Below are 20,146 nucleotides of genomic sequence, written 5' to 3' on the forward strand. Positions count from 1 at the left end.
GCTACATCCTTTCCGGCGCTTCAAATCCCAAAAGATCAATGGATGTTTCCAAAATTTCTTTCACAAGAGATAAGAGTGCGATAAATCCGGACTTTCTGTCTTCGTCTTCTTCGCCCAGAATCCTTGTCTCATGATAAAAGCGATTAAATGTGTTGGCAAGATCATATACATAAGCGCAGATCTTATGCGGTGCAAGTTCTTCCACCACCGTATCAAACACCCCGTTGAATTTCGCAGCTTCCAGCATCAGCGCCTTTTCTGCCTCCCCGTCTGGGACACGTATCTTAGCTGTCTCCACAACACCGCCATTTTCTTTATATTTGTTTAAGATCGACTTGATCCTGACAATAGTATACAAGATGTACGGACCTGTATTTCCTTCAAAAGAAGCAAATTTGTCAAGGTCAAAGATATAGTCTTTTGCAGCCTGGTTGGAAAGGTCTCCGTATTTCAGCGCAGCGAGTCCGACAAGCTTTGCTGTCTCTTCTGCTTCTTCCGGTGCCACTGTCCTGTTTTCCGTAATCTTTGTGAGCATCTCATCATTGATCCCCTGGATCAGATCTGCCAGGCGCATAACACCGCCCTCTCTTGTCTTAAACGGTTTTCCGTCTTTTCCGTTCATTGTTCCGAAGCCAATGAACGTAAGTTTTGTGTTTTCCGGAACAATCCCTGTTTTTTTCGCACAACGGAATACCTGCACAAAATGCAGTTCCTGTCTTTTATCTACCACATAGATGACTTCGTCCGGCTTATATAACTCTTCTCTTTCCACTAGCGTTGCAAGGTCAGTCGTATCATAAAGCGCAGCGCCGTCTGACTTGAGGATCATGCATGGCGGAATCTCTTTCGTGTCTGATTCTTCTTTGACATCCACAACAAGCGCTCCTTGATCGATATGTGCAAAGCCTTTTTCTTTCATCATCTCTACCATATCCGGGATATACGGCTGAGCATCTGCCTCCCCTTTCCAGAGGTCAAATGTCACATTCAGATTTCCATAATTTTTCTTGAGATCGGAAACAGAAACATTCATGATATGGCGCCACAGTGCGCGGTAGCCTCTTCTTCCATTCTGAAGTTCGAATGTCGCGTTCAGTGCTTCTGCCTTATAGTCTTCATGCTCTTTTGCATATCCGCTCGCATACGGGTAAATTTCTTCCAGGTCTCCAATGGTAAACGGAGCTTCCTGCGGATACTCTCCTTCAAAATTTTCATCAAAATAAGGAAGATCCGGCTTACGCTTTCCAAGCTCTGTGATGACAAGCCCCATCTGGTATCCCCAGTCACCGAGATGCACATCTCCGATGACATCGTGACCCTTAAACCGGATGATCCTCTTTAAGCTTTCCCCGATCACGGCTGACCGCAGATGTCCCACATGGAGCGGCTTTGCCACATTGGCCCCGCCGAAATCCAGGATCACTTTTTTCTTTTCTTTTGTCTCATCTACCCCCAGCTTCTCCTCGTTTTTCATAGCTTGAGCAAACTCCGCAAGAAAAGCCTCATTTACTACCATATTAATAAAACCAGGGTTAACTGCTTCGACTGATTTCAACACATGACTTTCTTTTAAATGTGCTGTCACATCGTTTGCGATCATGATCGGTGCTTTCCGGTATGTTTTTGCCAGTGCCATCGCACCATTGCACTGATATTCGCACAAATCCGGGCGATTAGACAGTGTCACTTTTGCATAGCTTCCGTCATAACCTGCTTTCTCAAATGCAGCCTTTACTTCTTCTTCAAGAAATTCTGCCAGTTTTTTCATTTTTATCGCTTCCCCTTTATCTGTGAATTCATTTTTACTGTAAAAATCTGCGCTTTTGCGCATGGCAATACAACGTATGTTTCTTTATTTTAGCACATGCATTTCCGTCCAACAACAAAATTTTTATTTCCTCTTGCTTTTTTCCCTTTTCTCTTTTAAAATCAATAATGATTCTTATTTTTAACAAGAAAGGAAAATACAAATGACTACACCGATACATTCTTTACCAATCCTTGGTTCCCATGTTGGAATGAGCGGAAAAGAGATGCTTCTCGGCTCCGCAAAAGAAGCAGTGTCCTATCGCGCTGATACATTCATGTTCTATACCGGAGCCCCGCAAAATACCCGCCGCAAGGCAATCAGCGAACTGAGGATACCGGAGGCATGGGATTATATGAAAGCCAACGGTATTTCCGATATCATTGTGCACGCTCCTTACATCATCAACCTGGGAAACTCCATAAAACCGGAGACATTTCAGCTTGCGGTAGAATTTCTTTCCCTGGAGATCCAGCGGACCCACGCCTGCCGAAGCCACATATTGATTCTCCATCCAGGATCCCACGTCGGTGCCGGACAAAAAGAGGGAATCCGCCAAGTCGTAAAAGGACTCAATGAGGTATTATCTGCCGACACTCCATGTCACATCGCCCTGGAAACAATGTCCGGCAAAGGCTCTGAGCTTGGCTGTACTTTTGAGGAACTGGCACAGATTTACGACGGTGTCGTGCACAACGACAAACTCCGCGTCTGTTTTGACACATGCCATGTAAATGACAGCGGTTACGATGTCGTGCATGATTTCGACGGTGTGATCGATCAATTTGACCGTCTCCTTGGGAAAGACCAGATTTCAGTCTTCCATATCAATGACAGCAAAAACCCGCTGGCTGCCCGGAAAGACCGCCATGCAAATATAGGATTCGGCGAAATCGGATTTGACGCTCTTTCCCATATCGTACATCATCCGGATTTTATGCATGTTCCGAAAATCCTTGAGACACCTTACGTCCCGCATCCAAAAAATCCAAAAAAGACATTTCCTCCTTACAAGCACGAAATCGAAATGCTGCGCAATAATGTGTTCCGCCCAGATATACAATCTGAGATCATTGGACTGTAGCCTCCGCTTCCTCTTTCTTTTTATACAAACGAATTTTTCATACAACGAAAAACCGCAGGCCACAAGACCTGCGGTTTTACACACCTAGGCGGATTCGAACCGCCGCACCCGCCTCCGGAGGGCGGTGCTCTATCCCCTGAGCTATAGGTGTATGCTGCGTATTGTTGAACGCGTAGATTATAATACCATATAATTCTCTCAATGTAAAGCGCAAATATCCGACATTTTTTTTATTTTTAGATTGAAATTCTCTTTCCCTTTCTGTATGATATATTACAAATGGCCGCGTGTCGTGCGCAGCACTACTATATCTGATAAGGAAGGAACAAAACTATGAAGCTTCTGAAAGAACGCATTTTGAAAGACGGAGTGGTAAAGCCTGGCAACGTATTGAAAGTTGACAGTTTTCTGAATCATCAGATGGATATCGATCTGATCAATGAGATTGGAAAAGAATTCCGCAGGCTTTTCCCTTCTGACAAGATTACAAAAATCCTTACGATCGAGGCATCCGGTATCGGCATCGCCTGTATCGCAGCCCAGTACTTCCATGTTCCGGTGGTATTTGCCAAAAAGGCCCAGAGCATCAATATCGACGGCGAAGTGTATCACTCCAAAGTCGAATCCTTTACTCACAAACGTACTTATGACGTCATCCTGTCCAAAAAGTTTCTTGGGCCGGAAGACCGCGTCCTGATCATCGATGATTTCCTTGCAAATGGATGCGCTCTCCTGGGACTGATTTCTCTTGTCAATGACGCAGGCGCCGCCATAGAAGGAGCAGGTATCGTAATCGAAAAGGGCTTCCAGTCCGGCGGCCAAAAAATACGTGATCTTGGAATTCATCTTGAATCTCTTGCGATTGTCGACTCTATGACGGACACTTCTTTAACTTTTGCCGAATAGCTTCATTTCCATTGCCACACAGGTCGTGCTGCCTGCTTCTTTTGCAGGCACACGTAAATGTATGGCTTTCTTTTTTCTGTTATTCTACTCAAAAACTCCCGCTTCCAGGAGAACCTTTACTCTTCCTCCACATACAAGTCCTTCTTCCGCAGCGTCTTTATTATTCAGATCTGCATGAAGGATTTCTGTTTCTTTCCCGCTTTTGAGCATATTTTGGGCCGCTTCTTTCACATCCGCTTCCAGCTTTCCTCCGCCGATGGTTCCGAATGTGTTCTCTGACTCTGACACGATAAAATGCGTCCCTTCTTTACGCGGGGCTGAACCCTTTCTTTCCAAAATGGTGGCCAGAATAAACTTTTCTTTCTTTTCCAGCTTTTGGCATGCCCGGTCAAATACTTCATGTCCTTCTTTCCGTCCGCATCCAAGCCGTGTCCGTTCAGATAAAATTTCTGCAAGAACAGAAACAGCGATTTCTTCCGGGGTCTGAGCGCCAATTTCAAGACCGATAGGTGCATGCAGATTCCTGATCCACTCTGCCTCCACTCCCTGGTTTTCCAGTTCTTTTCCCATCATGGCCGCTCTTGTCCGACTCCCCATCATTCCAACATAGTATGCTTTTTTCCCTGCGATGGCAGTCAGACATCTCTGATCGTAAGCATGTCCTCTTGTCACGACAACAAAAGCAGTATTTTTTTCTTCCGGCAGGTCACGGATTGCCTCTTCAAAAGGCCGGCAGATAACGAGATCTGCTCCCGCTTCCCTGGCCTTTTCAGCAAAATAATCTCTATCCTCTATGACGATGGTCCGAATCCCGGTAAGAACGCACAGCCGCGCAAGGGCATATCCAACATATCCTGCACCGCAGATGACAACCCGGTCTTTCTTTTCTGCTGCCTCCAGAAATACTTCGCTCCCGACGTCCCCCCTGCAAAGAGCTGTCCCGTTTCTTTCTGCCTCTTCTTTCCATATCTCCCATTTTTTACTCGGAAGCTGTTCGTCTGTTTCCAACACTGTCTTCCGACATGTCCCTTCCGCTTCCATTATGCTTACAATCCACCCTCCGTCTTTTTCATACAGTCCTTTTATTTTTTGCAATATTTCTCTATTCAGCATAAGCATACTCCCATATATAAAACGGCAAGCCGCTTTTTCTCATCTTTTCTTTCATCTTAGGAAATTTTCTCATAAAAGTTATTCCCTCTCCCGGACGCATCCCACTCAGCACTGCCCGTTTCCTTTTGGTCTGCCCTTTCAGGATGCCTTCAGGATGCAAATATAATTTCGCAAGATCCTCTGCCGTAATTTTTTCATCCGGATCTTTCAGAAACCATGCAGCACATTCTTCCGGGCGGTGCGCTGCTTCAAGAAAGGTACGCCCTATGGCACGTCCATTCAAAATCCCGATCTGTACATCGATCCAGCTTGGAACTGCCGGCTCGTATTCCCTCGGTACTTTGATCCATTTCCCTGCAGATCCGTCTGCCTCCACGCAGAGACGGATCCCCTGTTTTCTCATATAACCGAACACTTCTTCCGGCGCTTCAGAAATTTTTCCATTTTGAAGATCCACCCCCAATGTCCAGAGTCTTGGCTTTGGACTCTTTCTCTCCTTGAGAATCATATGGACAATCTTATCCAGATCTGTTTCTTCATTCCATGGAATAAAATGCCTGTTTGGTTTTCTCATTTTTGTCGTTGTGACAGCCAGCGCCGGAATCCCTTCTTTCAGGAACTCTTCCACACATGTGTAAACTGCTGTCGTCTTTCCTCCTGCCCCGGTAAACGCGATACTTTGCGCATCCAGGATATTTAGTTCCCGCAGCATCGTTCCTCCCAGTTTGTAATAGCTTTCCAAATAGCTTTTCCAAGCTTTTCAGCTTTATCCGATATCCTAAAACAGCGTTCCCTATCGTCCATACGGGGTTCTATATCCATAATCTTGAGTCCCTTGACAACCGGATAGTTTTCGTGGATCGCACCCCTCAGATATCCGGAAATCGGTGCCGTGATCTCTGTATTTCCAACCTTGGCAATCACTTCCCCTTTATGAACAGGATCCCCTACCCGATAAAAATACCGGATCGTTCCGGATGCAGGCGCATGTATAACCCTTTCCTTCCCGTATCCCTCGATAAGCCCCGGAACGCCGGTATTGGCAAGAGCCCGCCCTTCTTCATAGACATGGGCAAGCGTATCTCCCCGCATCGTTTCTACCACAAGATCCACATCATTTCCTGCTGTAAATCCTGGTCCAAGGCCGATAGTAAGCGGCGCCATATCTCGTTTTGTCCCAATATTTTTCTTTGCCAAAATGGCATCGATCACTACCATTGGACGAACCCATTCAAGACAAGTGCATTCTGGATCAATCAGCACCGGAATTTCCTTGTCTGACCAGATTTTTTTTACTTCTTCCTCTGCCGCAGCAAGCCGTCCTGTGACACCCTGTACCGTACACACTCCCTCGTATATCGCCTGGCAGAACGCCACCTGTCTTCGGATACAGGCCGGCCTTTCCACATCCAGCATCAAGATCCTGTATCCCGCCTGATAGAGTACATAGCCAACACCACTTGCCAGGTCTCCTGCACCGCGAATCACAATCGTCCTTTCCTCGTCCATATCCCAGATTTCCTCCTTTTCTGCCGGATAGAAGTAGACATCCTCCATATGGCTGCGAAGCACCTTCTTTCCTCCTGTATCCCCTGTTAGAGACAATAATTCCGGAACATATTTTCCCCCGAACACACAGGGATTTTTCGGGTCCTTGAAAAACAGACAGCCGATTCCCTTTTTACTTTCAAGGAATCCTTCTACCATGTTTTCTACAGTCCTTCTTTTCAAAAACGGCTGATCTGCCGTACAAAAACACACGGCATCCTGCGGTTTCCATTCCGGAAGTCCGCACAGTGTATGAAGTGCCAGAAAAACAGAATAAGAAATTCCCTTTTCCGGATTTTCATTGACAACCCTTATCCCGGTATAGTCTGCTTTCTCTGTATTTTCCCCACAAACAAGTATCTGATACCCCATCCATTCTTTTTTCATCTGCTCCATTTTAAAAAGCAGGCTGGGAAGGAGTTTCCTCCCGCCCACCTGCTCAGACAGCTTGTCTTTCTTACCATAGCGCAGGCTTCTGCCCGCCGCCAGAATGATCAAATGTACTTTCATGACTGTTTCTTCATTTCCCTGTAAACTTTTTCCGCCGTAATAGGAAGCTCCCGGATACGGACGCCTACAGCATTTTCTACTGCCGCTGCGATAGCCGGAGACGGAGTATTGATCACGATCTCTCCTATGGACTTGGCTCCAAACGGTCCAGTCGGCTCGTAGCTGCTTTCGAATTCCACCCGGATGTCTCCGGTATCCATTCTTGTCGGTATTTTGTACTGCATAAAGGAATTGCTGAAATTTTTTCCTTTTTCATTATATACAACATCTTCGTAAAGCGCCATGCCGATTCCTTGCACAAGACCGCCTTCTGTCTGTACTCTTGCGAGACTTGGGTTGACAACCGTTCCGCAGTCTACAACTGCCACGTAATCGATCGGCGTCACTGCGCCTGTTTCTTTGTCGACTTCCACTTCGGCCATCCCAACCATAAACGGCGGAGGAGAAATCGGAGAAAAATGTGCTTCAGATGCAAAAAGAGCCTCTTCATTCCTGCACATAACCTGGTTTCCGATATCTTTCAGAGAAATCTCGCTTCCATCTTCCGGACACCAGACTTTCTTTCCATCAAACTCTACTTCGTCAACATTGTGTCCCAGATACTCTGCGCCTTTCATCCGAATTTTCTCTTTGAGCTTTTCGCATGTCTTTATAACTGCCATTCCCGTCACATACGTCGTGCTGGAAGCGTAAGATCCTGTATCATATGGGGAGCTATCCGTGTCAACACCGGACACAATGATATCTTCCATCTCACATTCCATGCAGTCTGCTGCCATCTGTGCAAGAATGGTGTCACATCCGGTTCCCATGTCGGATGCCCCTATCATCAAACTGTAAAATCCATCATCATTAACTTTCATAGCCACAGAAGCGGTATCCACGTTGGAAATACCAGACCCCTGCATTGCCATAGCTACGCCGACTCCTCTGACTTTCCCGTTCCCCATATCTCTGGACGGATATTTTTCATCCCATCCAAATAACTGTTTCGCATGTTCCATACAGCGGTCAAGCGCACAGCTGTTGGCTGTCTCGCCGTAATAGGCCGGCATTACCTGCCCTTCTTTGACCATATTTTTTTCCCGCAGCGCCACCGGATCCATATGCATCTCTAAAGCCAGTTCATTGACTGCTGATTCCACCGCAAAAATCCCCTGAGTGGCACCATAACCACGGTAAGCTCCTGCGGACATCACGTTCGTGTAAACAACGTCGTAGACAAAACGGAAAGCATCTGTCTTTCCGTAGAGCGGAATGGACTTGTGCCCGGAAAGCCCTACGGTTGTCGGTCCATGTTCTCCGAAAGCGCCAGTATTTGACAGTGTATATACATCGATAGCCCGGATAATGCCGTCTTTGTCCGCGCCGACTCGGACTTTGATCTCCATCTCATGCCGAGGAGAGGATGCTGTCTGGGATTCTTCCCTTGTGAAAATGATCTTTGCAGGACGTCCTGTCTTAAGCGTCACGAGGGCAGGATACACTTCCGACACACTTGACTGTTTCGCTCCGAATCCTCCGCCGATCCTTGGTTTGACTACCCGAATCTTAGATTTCGGTATACCAAGAGCGTTGGAGAGGATCCTTCTGACATGGAACGTAACCTGAGTCGAAGATACGACGTTCAACCGTCCATAAACATCCATGTATGTATATGTACGGAATGTTTCCATCATAGCCTGCTGGTTGGCTTTCGTGTGATACGTCTCCTCCACCACATAGTCGCATTCTGCCAGCACGGCATCTACATCTCCGTCCTCTTCCTTCCCGCTGGCGCACAGATTCCTCTTGTTATCTGCGCCCACTGGACAGAGGCTTCTCCAATTGTCCTCCGGATGGACAAGGATCTCATTGTCTTTTGCCTTTCTGAAATCCAGAAGCGGTGTCAGCACTTCGTAATCCACTTTGATCATTCTGAGTGCTTTTTCCGCTGCTTCCTTTGTCTCAGCAGCCACAATGGCAGCCGCGTCTCCGACAAAGCGCACCCTCCGATCAAGAATCAGCCTGTCATATGGACTTGGCTCCGGATATGTTTGCCCTGCCATCGTAAAGCGCTGATCTGGACAATCTTCGTATGTCAGTATACAAACAACGCCCGGCACCTTCATCGCCCTGGATGTATCGATACTTTTGATCATCGCATGTGCGTGCGGACTTCTCAGTATTTTTACGATAAGACAGTCCTTTGGTGCAATATCATCCGTATACACCGCTTTCCCTGTTACCAATGCCTGTGAATCTACTTTCGGTATTGCCTGGCTTACTTTTTTCATGCCCTTATCCTCTACTTTCTCTCAGATACTTTTCAACTGCACGCATTTGTCCAACATATCCGGTACATCTGCACAGATTTCCGGCCAGATACTCCCGAATCTCTTCCTTTTCAGGGATCCGTCCATCGCGGCAGAGTTCCTTTTCCATGGCAAGGACGTTCATAATAAATCCCGGGGAACAAAATCCACACTGTTCTGCCCCTTCTTTTGCCAGAAATGCTCCAAACCTCGCCGCCTCTTCCTGAAGTCCTTCCATCGTTGTGACCGCATGGTTTTCCATACGTGCCGCAGGAACGGAACAGGAAAGCATTGGTTTTCCGTCTACCCACACTGTACAAAGCCCGCAGTTCGTCGTCTCGCATCCGCACTTCACGCTGTAGCATCCAAGTCTTCTGAGAACATCAAATAAAAGTTCCCCGGCCTCGATCTCTGCCGTAACCGGTTTTCCATTCAGCTCAAAACGTAATTCCATCTATGCATCCCTCTCTTTCAAAGCATTTATGGCGCGTCTGATCAGCACTTCTGCCAGATGCTCCCTGTACTCGCTGCTTCCTCTCATGTTGCTGCCATAAGAAAAGCGTCGATATGCATCTTTCATCTCTTCTTCCGTTCCTTCGATGCAGGAAGCCCTCATTGGTCTGGCGCCTATGGAAACCCGGTATACCCTGTCTTTTTCTGACACTGCACATGCAAGAATCGGGAAATCTGTGCTGCTCATTCTCTCAGAAAAATAAACTGCACGTCTTTTATCCTTACGGACAATGATCTCTTCCAGGATGTCGCGATCCCGTTCCATTTCGACAAATTCCGCCAGAGGAACAATTCCCCTTTTATATAATTTTACACTTGTGTCCAGGGCAAGAAGCGCTGTAAGGATGTCTGAAAAACCGAATCTGCCAAAGACACTTCCTCCGACCGTAGCTCCATTTCGGAACTGTACTCCCACAATATGTCTTGTACATTCTTTAAATACCCCTGCAAAAGCAGAATTCAGCCCTTCATGCTGTTCCAACTGACGCAGAGTACACATACAGCCAATCCGGAATTGCTCCTCTTCTTCCACGATCTTGTCCATGCCAAGCCCGGACAGGTCGATCAATGTACCGACATTTCCTTTGCTCATCCGAACCCACATCATTCCGCCGATCACACGGTTTGCACGCTTTTGATTCAGCTCATACGCTTCTTCCACCGTGGCCGGTTTCACATAGTTCCTTACTGTTATCAAAATGCTTCTCCTCCTGTACATAAGAAATTACCCATAGTTCATTTTATTTTAACATAGATTTTGCATAATATCTATATCAAAAACTTCTTTTTTCTCTCTCTGAAAATAATATACTCTATCCGACAACCATTCTTCCTTTGCTACATCTGTCCGATTGATGCTGTATACTGCCTCTTTCAGAGCACCGGCAGAAGGGCTTTTACTCTCCGGCACAAGAATCATCTCATGCACACTGCTTGGCAAAATATAAAAACTTTCTTTCCAGATATCGGAAATCTTCTCAAGAACACCCGGATAGATCACTACAGATGCCCCATAATTTCTCTGTATATTTGTCAATACAAACAAATTTCCCCGGAAACGCTCATCCTTTTTTACTTCCTGAGGTGTCAGAAATTCTTTCAGCATCTCGTGGATATCTTTGATTTCCGGCGGTAGAAGCCTTGGCGTGTTGACCTTTGCATACTGCCATATATCCTCTTCCTGGATTCCCCATTTTTTCAGATGTTCCCGTGTAATAAGCATGGAGATGGCATGATACTTGCGCGCGTCAAACAGCACATAGAAAATCACTGCAAGATCCTGAAAGGAATAACTTGGTACTTCCCTCAAAAGATCCGTGTTCCGCTCTCTGTTTACAAGGCGAAAAACTATTCGGTTCTTCATTTCCCTGAAGTCCGAAAGCTTCTCCGCCTCCATGACCGGATCCGGCACCTTCTTGACATGATCATAAAATATCTCCAACTCCTCGATGATTTCTTCGATCTCTTCTCCTTCATTGTACCTTCGGAAATAATCTTCCATATAAATAACTGGCGAGATATTTCCATTATAACTTTGAAATAAAAATCCTCTCCTCATTTCCCCATTACTTTTGACTGCGTGAAAATCCTGTACATCAACTTTTCCATACAGTTTCTTTTTTATACTCTCTTTTACTTCCGCTAAAAATGACTGATATTCCATCAAAGGCTCCTTCCGGCCTGTCGGAATGGGATGCGGTATTTCTCCGCAGAGAACTTTTCAGATTTGAATTTGATTTGGTATGGATTTATTATACTGCTTCTCTTTCCATTTTTCAAGGACAAAGTGAGTAAGCTCCATGCATAGAAAAAGCCCCGAAAAACGGGGCTTTTGACTTTTCTTATACTCTTGATAAATATTCTCCAGTACGTGTATCGATCTTCAGTACGTCTCCTTCGTTTACAAACAGCGGAACCATAACTGTAGCACCTGTCTCAACTGTAGCCGGCTTGGTAGCTCCTGTAGCTGTATCTCCTTTTACGCCTGGCTCTGTTTCTGTTACCGCAAGTTCTGCAAATAACGGTGGTTCTACTGCGAACACTTCTCCCTGGTAAGAACAGATCTTTACCTCTTCGTTTTCTTTTACAAATTTCAGTGCATCGCCGATCGTCTCTTCATTCAGCGCGATCTGATCGAATGTCTCTCCATCCATAAAGTGGTACAGATCTCCATCTGAATACAGATACTGCATGGACTTTCTCTCTATATGAGCTTTCGGGAATTTTTCTGTCGGACGAAATGTCTTTTCAACAACTCCTCCATTCATAACGTTTTTCAGTTTTGTTCTCACAAACGCTGCACCTTTACCTGGTTTCACATGCTGGAACTCCAAAATCTGGTATACTGTTCCTTCGATTTCAACGGTTAAACCGTTTCTAAATTCGCCTGCTGAAATCATGTTAAATCCTCCTTAAACGAATACAAAGTGCATTCTTTCTTATTTTCTTAATCTTTTCATTAGTTATTATTTTATATGATTCCTGTCAGTTTTTCAACTGTAAGTTACTATTTTTCTTCAGAATCTTCCAAATTTTCTCTCTTTGTGCACCTTTAGCCGGCAAAACGATGCAGCATTTGACGCAATATTCCAACCTCCAGCTGCCCAGGTGCAGAAGCTTGTCCAATACATCCAAACGTGACGGAAGAGCCATAAAACTCTCCGCAAACCCGGCTTATGACGCCCATATCTCCCATAGACATCGTAACGACCGGTGTCTCATCGTGAAAGATCTGCATCTCCCACGTGGCATCCAGAAGTTTTTTTACATCTTCTTTTTTCTTTGGCATTACCGCAATTTTTGCAATATCCGCCCCAAGATTCTGCATTTTTGTGAGCCGTTTCACGATTTCGTCCTTTTCCGGTGTCTTTTCAAAATCATGGTTTGACATAAGAAGTTTTGTACCATGTGTCAAACACTCTTTGCAAAGCAGATCCACCTGGTTTTCGCCTTTGAAAAGTTCAATATCCACGAGATCTGCCTGCCGTGTCCGAATAACATCCAGATTGAGTCGGATATAAGCATCCGTCTCAAGTTCTGCGCTGCCGCCTTCTTCTTTTGTCCGGAAGGTAAAAAGCAACGGAATGGATCCAAGGATTTTTCTCAGTTCTCTCAGCACTTCTTCCACCGCATTTGTTTCGGAAATGCCTTCAAAAAAGTCTGCCCTCCATTCTGCCAGATCTACCCTTTCTTCAGCCGCTCTTCTGGCCGATTCCAAGATGTCCTCTTTGTTTCCTCCCATAACCGGCACACAGATTTTCGGGATTCCTTCCCCAATCACTGTATTTCTAATCTTTACTGTCCTCACCGTCTGCTCCTTATCTTATTTTTTCTGCTCTTTTTTATAAAAGTGCAAAACAATTTTTTCCAGATACCGCTTCAGCACAATCTGGATCTCTTCTTTCGGATGTATGGGTCTGACAAGGATATTGCGGATTCCTGCCCTTTTCGCCCCCCACACGTCGGTAAAGAGCTGATCTCCGACAAAAAGTGTGGAGGACTTGTCCGTTCCCATGAGTTCCATGGCCTTTTCATAATTCTTGACCGATGGTTTGTGTGCATTGAAAATATAATGCACCCCGATTTCTTTATTGAACATTTTTACGCGCGGCTCCTGATTATTAGAAAGCAGACAGCAGTCAAATCCCATGTCTTTTAATCTTTTAAACAATTTTTTTGCTCTCTCATCTGCAGGAGCACCGTGAGGAACCAATGTGTTGTCGATATCAAATATAATTCCTCTGTATCCCTCGCTGTACAGCGCTTCGAATGGAATGATGTAAGTAGATGCGATGTACTCATCCGGAAAAAATGTTTTTAACATACTTTTTCCTCCGCTTTTTTCACAAGTGCTTCCACTTCCTCTTGCTCCGGCATAGAGCGGATCGCTCCCTTCCGCGTCGTAATGATGGACGCTGCTGCATTGGCAAAGGTCAGCATCCTTCCAAGATCTTCATCGGTAAGGTCATCCATCCCGTGCTCTACGATAAAATTCAGCGCACTGCCGCAGAATGTGTCTCCTGCGCCTGTTGTTTCGACCGGTTTGCAGACAAATCCAGGCTTCTCTACCTTACGGCCTTTGTAGTAAGCACGACTTCCGTCTTTTCCCATGGTAAGAAGGATCAGTGGTATGCGGTATGTCTCATAAAGCCAATGGATCCCCTCATCGTAGTCTTCTTTTCCGGATATAAATTGGATTTCGTTGTCTGAAATTTTCAAAATATCGCAATACCCGAATCCGTATTTCATCTGCTCTTTTGCATCATCCAGAGATGTCCAAAGCGGCGGACGAAGATTCGGGTCAAATGAAATCAGCATCCCTGCTTCCTTCGCGATCCGCAGTGCTTTCTTTGTAGCTTTTCTCACTCCTTCATCTGTCATGGAAAGAGTTCCGAAATGAAAGATCTTTCCTTTTTTCAGGAATTCCGGGTCAATCTCTTCCTCCGTAAGCATCATATCCGCTCCCGGATTTCGATAAAAGGAGAAATCTCGATCTCCGTTTTCAAATGTATGTACAAACGCCAATGTTGTATGCACATCTGCGTCCATATACAAGCAGTCCGTATTGATTCCTGCATCCTTCAGTGTATGTTTCAAAAGTTCTCCAAACTGATCTTTTCCTACTTTTCCGATAAATGCAGTCTTCTTTCCAAGTTTTCCAAGCATTGCCAATACGTTGCACGGCGCACCGCCCGGGCACGCCTCAAACAATCCGTTTCCTTGTCCGCTTTTTCCATTCATCGTGAAATCGATCAAAAGTTCGCCCATGGCAATTACATCGTATTGTTTTTCCATTGATGATTCCTCCATCTTGTTTTCTACTTTTTATCATACAGATTTTACTTCATATTTTCAAGAACTTTTCCTACATCGGAGCAAAACTCGTCCCACCTCTCCGGATAATCCACAAAATATTTCGGACAGATTTTCCCTGTGACATCATAATGTCGGATGAGGTCTTCTTCTGATAAATCAAATTTCATGCAGAGCCAGGCTGATAAATGAACAAGAGACTGATAGGTTGCATCGTTGAATTTTCCTGTTCCGTCCAAATGGCAGCACTCAATAGATACGGTATCCTTATTTCGGTCATTAGAAGCATACGCAACCTCCCATGTAGGAATACACTGTACGATCTCCCCATCAAGCCCTACCACAAAATGGCTGCTTGCCTTTGTGAGATGCGTATCCTTCAATCCGTCAAAGTAATCCCTGTTCTGCTGTGCCGTCGATCCAGGATTTGCAGTGTAGTGAATCACAATATTTTTTATCCGTTCTGTTTTTGTCTGTGGTCTGGAGTAAGAATTCGGCGTGATCAGATCCACTTCCATCTGTGGTCTGTGTGCATCGATTCCTTCCACTTCTATATATGCATTGGAAAAAAATCCCGTATGAACCAACTTCATACCTCCAAGTAAAACCGTAAGCGCCACGAGAAATATAAGTCCTATCCTTACAGGATTTCTCCTTTTTGCCGCTTTTCTCCTGTATGTTCTTCTTTTGTTTCTCATTGTTTCCTCCCCTTCTTCTTTGATGACATCTTCTATTATAGCTGGACATGCAAATTTTGTTTTAAAATAATGTGGAAAAATTCTGTCTTTTTTCTTAATTTTTACCGTCACGGGAGGCTATGCAAAAAAGCGCCTGCCAGCAGTATCTATCCTGCTTACAGCGCTCTTATCAAATGCAAAACGGGCAGCTCCTTACGGAACTGCCCGATAAAAATCTTATTCGTCCACGCTGTAGTTCGGCGCTTCTTTTGTGATATGAATATCGTGTGGGTGGCTTTCTTTCAGTGAAGCTGCTGTGATCTTTACAAAACGTCCGTTCTGCTTCAACTCTTCCACTGTAGGGGTTCCACAATATCCCATTCCGGCTCTCAGACCACCCATGAGCTGGAATACCGTGTCTTCCACAGTTCCTTTATATGCCACGCGGCCTTCTACACCTTCCGGAACAAGTTTCTTTGCATCTGCCTGGAAATAGCGGTCTTTGCTTCCGTTTTCCATAGCTGCAATGGATCCCATTCCGCGGTAAACTTTGTATTTTCTTCCCTGATACAGTTCGAATGTTCCCGGGCTTTCATCACATCCTGCAAAGATGCTTCCCATCATGCATACATTCGCACCTGCAGCGATAGCTTTCGTCATATCCCCAGAGTATTTGATACCTCCGTCGGCGATAATCGGAATACCGTACTCTTTTGCCACTTCGTAGCAGTTCATAACGGCTGTTACCTGAGGAACACCGATACCGGCAACGACACGTGTTGTACAGATGGATCCCGGTCCAATTCCCACTTTGACTGCATCCACTCCTGCCTCGATCAGGGCACGCGTTGCTTCTCCTGTCGCAACATTTCCGGCGATAACCTGAAGATCCGGGAACTTTTCCTTGATCATCTTTACTGAGCGAATCACGTTTGCAGAATGTCCATGTGCTGAATCAAGGACAACAACATCCACTTTTGCATTGACAAGCGCTTCTACTCTTTCCAGGCAATTCGCTGTGATCCCTACTGCTGCACCACAGAGCAGACGTCCCTGCTCGTCCTTTGCAGAAAGCGGATATTTGATCTGTTTTTCGATATCTTTGATCGTGATAAGCCCCTTGAGGTTAAAATCTTTATCTACGATCGGAAGCTTTTCTTTTCTTGCCTTTGCAAGAATGTTCTTTGCTTCTTCCAGCGTGATTCCTTCCGGGGCAGTGATCAACCCTTCCGAAGTCATGGATTCTTTTATTTTCTTTGTAAAATCTGTCTCAAATTTCAAATCCCGGTTTGTGATGATCCCGACAAGTTTCCCATTCTCTGTAATCGGTACCCCTGAAATACGGAATTTTCCCATCAGCTCATTTGCATCTTCCAGCGTATTCTCCGGAGAAAGATAAAACGGATCTGTGATAACCCCATTTTCAGAGCGCTTTACCTTGTCTACTTCTTCCGCCTGCGCTTCGATGGACATATTTTTGTGGATGATACCAATCCCACCCTGACGTGCCATTGCAATCGCCATTCTGTGCTCTGTAACGGTATCCATACCAGCACTCATCATCGGAATATTCAGCTTGATCTTCTTTGTCAAGTACGTTGTCAAATCGACCTGATTCGGAATCACTTCCGAATACGCAGGTACTAAAAGTACATCGTCAAATGTAATGCCTTCTCCAATAATTTTACCCATGACTTCTTAATTCCTCTCTTTCTCTGACTGTTCCTTTTTAGTTTGAAACTTATGATACAAAAAAATTGATGTCATGTCAATATTTTTATGAAATACTAGAGAATAACTTTTCTAGGTGCCAGCATCCTCATTCCCTCGAGAATGACCTGTTCCGGCTCAAATATCACTTTTGTCTGCTGTCCGTTTTTGGCAATGACCATCACGTAACATCTGGCATTTGGCATCTGAGAACTAAAATCGAGCACTTTGGCATTGCGATACTGATTGAGCTCCCCTGCCCCCATCGGTGCAAGCAGTTCCAATTCTGAGATGTTCATGGAGAAAATTCTTTTTCTCTTCTGTTTTCCCATGATTTTGTCGATATCCAGATCCCCGTTGACATACAGATACTCATACTCCAGATCCAGTCTCCGGAACATGAAGTAATCAAGGACAATCAGCAGCACCGGAACGATCAGCAGAAACGGCATCAAAGGTACGATCAGAAACGACATTACTGTGACTGCCACAAGGAGCGATTTGATCATAATGTCCTTCCCGCTTGTTTTTTTCTTTACCAACTGTTCTGTATAGTAGTCACTCATACTCTTTTCCTCCACTTTTTTTATTCGTAAACAGTATACCACATTCTATATAAAAAAGAAAACTCCTCTTAAGAGGAGTTTTCAAAAATTTCATGATTATTTAGGATTTCAAAAGGATTACATCATTCCCATACCCGGGTTGGCCGGCATAGCTGGTGCATCTTCTTTGATGTTCGCTACAACAGACTCTGTCGTCAAAAGTGTAGATGCTACGCTTGTTGCATTCTGAAGTGCACTTCTTGTTACTTTTGCCGGGTCGAGGATGCCAGCTTCTACCATATCTACATATTCTTCTTTGTATGCATCGAAACCAATTCCCGGTTCAGATTCTCTTACTTTATTGATGATGACAGAACCTTCCAGTCCTGCATTTGCAGCAATCCTGAAGAGCGGAGCTTCGAGAGCTTTCAGTATAATGGATGCCCCTGTCTTTTCATCGCCTTCCAGGCTTGCAACGAGTTTTTCCAGTGCTTTTGTAGCGTGAACATATGCAGAACCGCCTCCTGCGATGATTCCTTCTTCCACTGCCGCTCTCGTTGCTGCCAGTGCATCCTCCATACGGAGTTTTGCTTCTTTCATCTCTGTTTCTGTAGCTGCACCTACACGGATCACTGCCACACCGCCTGCCAGTTTTGCAAGTCTTTCCTGAAGTTTTTCTCTGTCGAAGTCAGATGTCGTTTCTTCGATCTGAGCTTTAATCTGGGCAACACGTGCCTCGATATCTGCTTTTTCTCCCATACCATCGACGATCGTTGTGTTCTCTTTCTGTACTTTTACAGATTTTGCACGTCCAAGCTGATCAAGTGTTGTTTCTTTAAGATCCAGTCCCAGTTCCTCAGAAATAACCTGGCCGCCTGTAAGGATCGCAATATCGCGGAGCATTTCTTTTCTTCTGTCGCCATATCCCGGTGCCTTCACAGCAACGACATTGAATGTGCCGCGCAGCTTGTTTACGATCAATGTAGTCAGTGCTTCTCCTTCTACGTCTTCTGCAATGATAAGGAGACGGGCACCTGCCTGTACAACTTGTTCCAGAAGCGGAAGAAGTTCCTGGATATTAGAAATCTTTTTATCTGTAATCAGGATATACGGATCTTCCAAATTTGCTTCCATTTTATCCATATCTGTAGCCATGTATGCAGAAATATATCCACGGTCGAACTGCATACCTTCTACAAGATCCAGCTCTGTCTTCATTGTCTTTGATTCTTCGATTGTGATGACACCGTCATTTGACACTTTTTCCATCGCGTCAGCTACCATGTTTCCTACTTCGTCATCGCTGGAAGATACTGCTGCAACTCTTGCGATCTGAGCTTTGTCTTTCACTTTGCTGCTCATCTTGGCAATCTCTTCTACTGCCATGTCCGTAGCTTTCTTCATTCCTTTTCTGAGGACGATCGGGTTGGCTCCTGCTGCAAGATTTCTCATTCCTTCATGAACCATAGCCTGCGCCAGCACAGTTGCTGTCGTCGTACCGTCTCCAGCCACATCATTTGTCTTGGAAGCAACTTCGCGAATCAGCTGTGCTCCCATGTTTTCAAATGCATCTTCCAGTTCGATTTCTTTTGCGATCGTAACACCATCATTTGTGATAAGCGGTGCTCCAAATGATTTGTCAAGCACGACATTTCTTCCTTTTGGTCCTAATGTAACCCGAACTGTATCAGCAAGTTTATTTACACCAGCTTCCAGTGCTGCTCTGGCCTCTGCTCCGTATTTAATTTCTTTTGCCATTTCAAATCCCTCCATTTAAATCTATTTTAATGATACATATTTTAACCTTGTTTGTATATCATTTCCTATTCGATGATGGCAAGAATATCACTCTGTCTTACAATGATATATTCCACATCGTCTAATTCCACTTCTGTCCCCGCGTATTTTGAATAGATTACTTTATCTCCAACAGAAACTTTCATTTCCACTTCCTTGCCGTCTACCAGACCGCCCGGTCCAACTGCAACAACTTCTGCCTGCTGCGGTTTTTCCTTATTCTGTCCCGGCAGAACGATCCCGGATTTGGTTGTCTCTTCTGCTTCCATCTGTTTTAAAACAACTCTGTCGCTTAATGGTACTAATTTCATGATTGTTCCTCCTTCATTGTCTATCCATTTATCAGCACTCGTTGTACTAGAGTGCTAAAACACTCTAGTAATAAAATAGCACTGTACATTTTATTTGTCAACAATCTTTCTTATTCTTTATATTTAGTTTATATTTTGAAAATAGGCCCACATGTCTGCACTACACTACATAGAGTCCATTCTGGATCCGCAGCACGATCTGTTCGCCGTCCTGATCGTGATACCTTCTTGTGATTACCCCTTCACAGCCGTACCTGCCTTCTTCTGCCTCAAAAATACACTCATATACCGCATCCAGTGAGAAGGACTGCACTTCTCCTTTTCCAACATACAACGACATCTCTTCGGACTTACTGTCATAAGTCCGTATCCGTGTCATATATTTTTTTCTGTCCTGCTTTTCTGATTTTAAAAATACTTTCTTCATCTGAAGCACCGCCGCACCGTTTTCGTACATATTCTTCTCCTTCCTCAAAAGGGAGCCTCAGAAATCTGACGCTCCCTTTTTGTACACGCACA

Annotated in this window: 20 protein-coding genes and 1 tRNA gene; 2 read left to right on the plus strand and 19 right to left on the minus strand. The window is 44.9% G+C overall.

The features are described from left to right. Position 1 precedes the first annotated feature (1 nt). On the minus strand, positions 2-1,768 hold the full coding sequence (gene argS / locus ACLROL_RS02345) for an arginine--tRNA ligase (RefSeq protein ID WP_221919097.1): 1,767 nt from the start codon (positions 1,766-1,768) through the stop codon (positions 2-4). A 202-nt stretch (positions 1,769-1,970) separates the two neighbouring features. On the opposite strand from argS, the gene ACLROL_RS02350 reads away from it, so the two are divergent. Further along, positions 1,971-2,891 carry a deoxyribonuclease IV gene (locus ACLROL_RS02350; protein WP_221919098.1) on the plus strand — a complete coding sequence of 307 codons (921 nt, stop codon included), beginning with the start codon at positions 1,971-1,973 and terminating at the stop codon, positions 2,889-2,891. Positions 2,892-2,970: 79 nt separating this feature from the next. Here ACLROL_RS02350 and ACLROL_RS02355 read toward each other — a convergent pair. Next, positions 2,971-3,042, minus strand: a tRNA-Arg gene (locus ACLROL_RS02355). A 182-nt stretch (positions 3,043-3,224) separates the two neighbouring features. On the opposite strand from ACLROL_RS02355, the gene ACLROL_RS02360 reads away from it, so the two are divergent. Further along, on the plus strand, positions 3,225-3,797 hold the full coding sequence (locus ACLROL_RS02360; RefSeq protein WP_087211209.1) for a xanthine phosphoribosyltransferase: 573 nt from the start codon (positions 3,225-3,227) through the stop codon (positions 3,795-3,797). Positions 3,798-3,881: 84 nt separating this feature from the next. Here ACLROL_RS02360 and ACLROL_RS02365 read toward each other — a convergent pair whose 3' ends face one another. The 17 genes from ACLROL_RS02365 to ACLROL_RS02445 all read right to left on the minus strand — a co-directional run bounded on the left by ACLROL_RS02365 (position 3,882) and on the right by ACLROL_RS02445 (position 20,084). Continuing rightward, positions 3,882-4,910 carry an XdhC family protein gene (locus ACLROL_RS02365; RefSeq protein ID WP_413067272.1) on the minus strand — a complete coding sequence of 343 codons (1,029 nt, stop codon included), beginning with the start codon at positions 4,908-4,910 and terminating at the stop codon, positions 3,882-3,884. Then, positions 4,900-5,622 carry a selenium cofactor biosynthesis protein YqeC gene (gene yqeC, locus ACLROL_RS02370; protein ID WP_413067273.1) on the minus strand — a complete coding sequence of 241 codons (723 nt, stop codon included), beginning with the start codon at positions 5,620-5,622 and terminating at the stop codon, positions 4,900-4,902. Before yqeC ends, ACLROL_RS02365 begins: the two co-directional genes overlap by 11 nt. Further along, complete coding sequence (yqeB, locus tag ACLROL_RS02375) at positions 5,607-6,968, minus strand: selenium-dependent molybdenum cofactor biosynthesis protein YqeB (protein ID WP_413067274.1); 1,362 nt, start codon at positions 6,966-6,968, stop codon at positions 5,607-5,609. Before yqeB ends, yqeC begins: the two co-directional genes overlap by 16 nt. After that, positions 6,965-9,244: a xanthine dehydrogenase family protein molybdopterin-binding subunit gene (locus ACLROL_RS02380; RefSeq protein ID WP_413067275.1), complete on the minus strand. Its 2,280-nt coding sequence runs from the start codon at positions 9,242-9,244 to the stop codon at positions 6,965-6,967. The genes yqeB and ACLROL_RS02380 overlap by 4 nt, the downstream gene beginning before the upstream one ends. A 4-nt stretch (positions 9,245-9,248) precedes the next feature. Then, positions 9,249-9,716, minus strand: coding sequence for a (2Fe-2S)-binding protein (locus tag ACLROL_RS02385; RefSeq protein ID WP_221919101.1), 468 nt, complete (start codon positions 9,714-9,716; stop codon positions 9,249-9,251). Continuing rightward, entirely contained in the window at positions 9,717-10,472 is a 756-nt protein-coding gene (locus ACLROL_RS02390; protein ID WP_087199633.1) for an FAD binding domain-containing protein, read from the minus strand. A 48-nt stretch (positions 10,473-10,520) separates the two neighbouring features. Continuing rightward, positions 10,521-11,438 carry a DUF5688 family protein gene (locus tag ACLROL_RS02395; RefSeq protein WP_413067276.1) on the minus strand — a complete coding sequence of 306 codons (918 nt, stop codon included), beginning with the start codon at positions 11,436-11,438 and terminating at the stop codon, positions 10,521-10,523. 178 nt (positions 11,439-11,616) lie between these two features. Continuing rightward, positions 11,617-12,174: an elongation factor P gene (gene efp, locus ACLROL_RS02400; RefSeq protein WP_087199630.1), complete on the minus strand. Its 558-nt coding sequence runs from the start codon at positions 12,172-12,174 to the stop codon at positions 11,617-11,619. Positions 12,175-12,326: 152 nt separating this feature from the next. Beyond that, positions 12,327-13,082 (minus strand): type I 3-dehydroquinate dehydratase, encoded by a 756-nt coding sequence (gene aroD / locus ACLROL_RS02405; RefSeq protein ID WP_288722577.1) that lies wholly within the window; start codon positions 13,080-13,082, stop codon positions 12,327-12,329. Positions 13,083-13,097: 15 nt separating this feature from the next. After that, positions 13,098-13,598: a YqeG family HAD IIIA-type phosphatase gene (locus tag ACLROL_RS02410; protein WP_087199626.1), complete on the minus strand. Its 501-nt coding sequence runs from the start codon at positions 13,596-13,598 to the stop codon at positions 13,098-13,100. Next, on the minus strand, positions 13,592-14,569 hold the full coding sequence (locus ACLROL_RS02415; RefSeq protein WP_087199624.1) for a carbohydrate kinase family protein: 978 nt from the start codon (positions 14,567-14,569) through the stop codon (positions 13,592-13,594). Before ACLROL_RS02415 ends, ACLROL_RS02410 begins: the two co-directional genes overlap by 7 nt. Before the next feature lie 44 nt (positions 14,570-14,613). After that, complete coding sequence (locus ACLROL_RS02420) at positions 14,614-15,285, minus strand: peptidoglycan recognition family protein (RefSeq protein WP_087199750.1); 672 nt, start codon at positions 15,283-15,285, stop codon at positions 14,614-14,616. Positions 15,286-15,501: 216 nt separating this feature from the next. Then, positions 15,502-16,956, minus strand: coding sequence for an IMP dehydrogenase (gene guaB, locus ACLROL_RS02425; RefSeq protein ID WP_087199621.1), 1,455 nt, complete (start codon positions 16,954-16,956; stop codon positions 15,502-15,504). A gap of 95 nt (positions 16,957-17,051) precedes the next feature. Beyond that, on the minus strand, positions 17,052-17,540 hold the full coding sequence (locus tag ACLROL_RS02430) for a DUF6106 family protein (protein ID WP_087199619.1): 489 nt from the start codon (positions 17,538-17,540) through the stop codon (positions 17,052-17,054). A 117-nt stretch (positions 17,541-17,657) separates the two neighbouring features. Further along, on the minus strand, positions 17,658-19,277 hold the full coding sequence (gene groL, locus ACLROL_RS02435; RefSeq protein WP_087199617.1) for a chaperonin GroEL: 1,620 nt from the start codon (positions 19,275-19,277) through the stop codon (positions 17,658-17,660). A 65-nt stretch (positions 19,278-19,342) separates the two neighbouring features. Further along, positions 19,343-19,627: a co-chaperone GroES gene (gene groES / locus ACLROL_RS02440; protein WP_087199615.1), complete on the minus strand. Its 285-nt coding sequence runs from the start codon at positions 19,625-19,627 to the stop codon at positions 19,343-19,345. Between the two features lie 160 nt (positions 19,628-19,787). Then, positions 19,788-20,084: a hypothetical protein gene (locus ACLROL_RS02445; protein WP_087199613.1), complete on the minus strand. Its 297-nt coding sequence runs from the start codon at positions 20,082-20,084 to the stop codon at positions 19,788-19,790. Between the last annotated feature and the right edge of the window lie 62 nt (positions 20,085-20,146).

The organism is Sellimonas sp., from assembly GCF_047234585.1.
Classification (GTDB): Bacteria; Bacillota; Clostridia; order Lachnospirales; family Lachnospiraceae; genus Sellimonas; species Sellimonas caecigallum.

Excerpts from the sequence above, each read along its gene's own strand:
- argS (WP_221919097.1), bottom strand. The coding sequence starts at position 1,768 with ATGAAAAAACTGGCAGAATTTCTTGAAGAAGAAGTAAAGGCTGCATTT.
- ACLROL_RS02350 (WP_221919098.1), top strand. The coding sequence starts at position 1,971 with ATGACTACACCGATACATTCTTTACCAATCCTTGGTTCCCATGTTGGA.
- ACLROL_RS02360 (WP_087211209.1), top strand. The coding sequence starts at position 3,225 with ATGAAGCTTCTGAAAGAACGCATTTTGAAAGACGGAGTGGTAAAGCCT.
- ACLROL_RS02365 (WP_413067272.1), bottom strand. The coding sequence starts at position 4,910 with ATGCTGAATAGAGAAATATTGCAAAAAATAAAAGGACTGTATGAAAAA.
- yqeC (WP_413067273.1), bottom strand. The coding sequence starts at position 5,622 with ATGCTGCGGGAACTAAATATCCTGGATGCGCAAAGTATCGCGTTTACC.
- yqeB (WP_413067274.1), bottom strand. The coding sequence starts at position 6,968 with ATGAAAGTACATTTGATCATTCTGGCGGCGGGCAGAAGCCTGCGCTAT.
- ACLROL_RS02380 (WP_413067275.1), bottom strand. The coding sequence starts at position 9,244 with ATGAAAAAAGTAAGCCAGGCAATACCGAAAGTAGATTCACAGGCATTG.
- ACLROL_RS02385 (WP_221919101.1), bottom strand. The coding sequence starts at position 9,716 with ATGGAATTACGTTTTGAGCTGAATGGAAAACCGGTTACGGCAGAGATC.
- ACLROL_RS02395 (WP_413067276.1), bottom strand. The coding sequence starts at position 11,438 with ATGGAATATCAGTCATTTTTAGCGGAAGTAAAAGAGAGTATAAAAAAG.
- efp (WP_087199630.1), bottom strand. The coding sequence starts at position 12,174 with ATGATTTCAGCAGGCGAATTTAGAAACGGTTTAACCGTTGAAATCGAA.
- ACLROL_RS02410 (WP_087199626.1), bottom strand. The coding sequence starts at position 13,598 with ATGTTAAAAACATTTTTTCCGGATGAGTACATCGCATCTACTTACATC.
- ACLROL_RS02415 (WP_087199624.1), bottom strand. The coding sequence starts at position 14,569 with ATGGAAAAACAATACGATGTAATTGCCATGGGCGAACTTTTGATCGAT.
- ACLROL_RS02420 (WP_087199750.1), bottom strand. The coding sequence starts at position 15,285 with ATGAGAAACAAAAGAAGAACATACAGGAGAAAAGCGGCAAAAAGGAGA.
- guaB (WP_087199621.1), bottom strand. The coding sequence starts at position 16,956 with ATGGGTAAAATTATTGGAGAAGGCATTACATTTGACGATGTACTTTTA.
- ACLROL_RS02430 (WP_087199619.1), bottom strand. The coding sequence starts at position 17,540 with ATGAGTGACTACTATACAGAACAGTTGGTAAAGAAAAAAACAAGCGGG.
- groL (WP_087199617.1), bottom strand. The coding sequence starts at position 19,277 with ATGGCAAAAGAAATTAAATACGGAGCAGAGGCCAGAGCAGCACTGGAA.
- groES (WP_087199615.1), bottom strand. The coding sequence starts at position 19,627 with ATGAAATTAGTACCATTAAGCGACAGAGTTGTTTTAAAACAGATGGAA.
- ACLROL_RS02445 (WP_087199613.1), bottom strand. The coding sequence starts at position 20,084 with ATGTACGAAAACGGTGCGGCGGTGCTTCAGATGAAGAAAGTATTTTTA.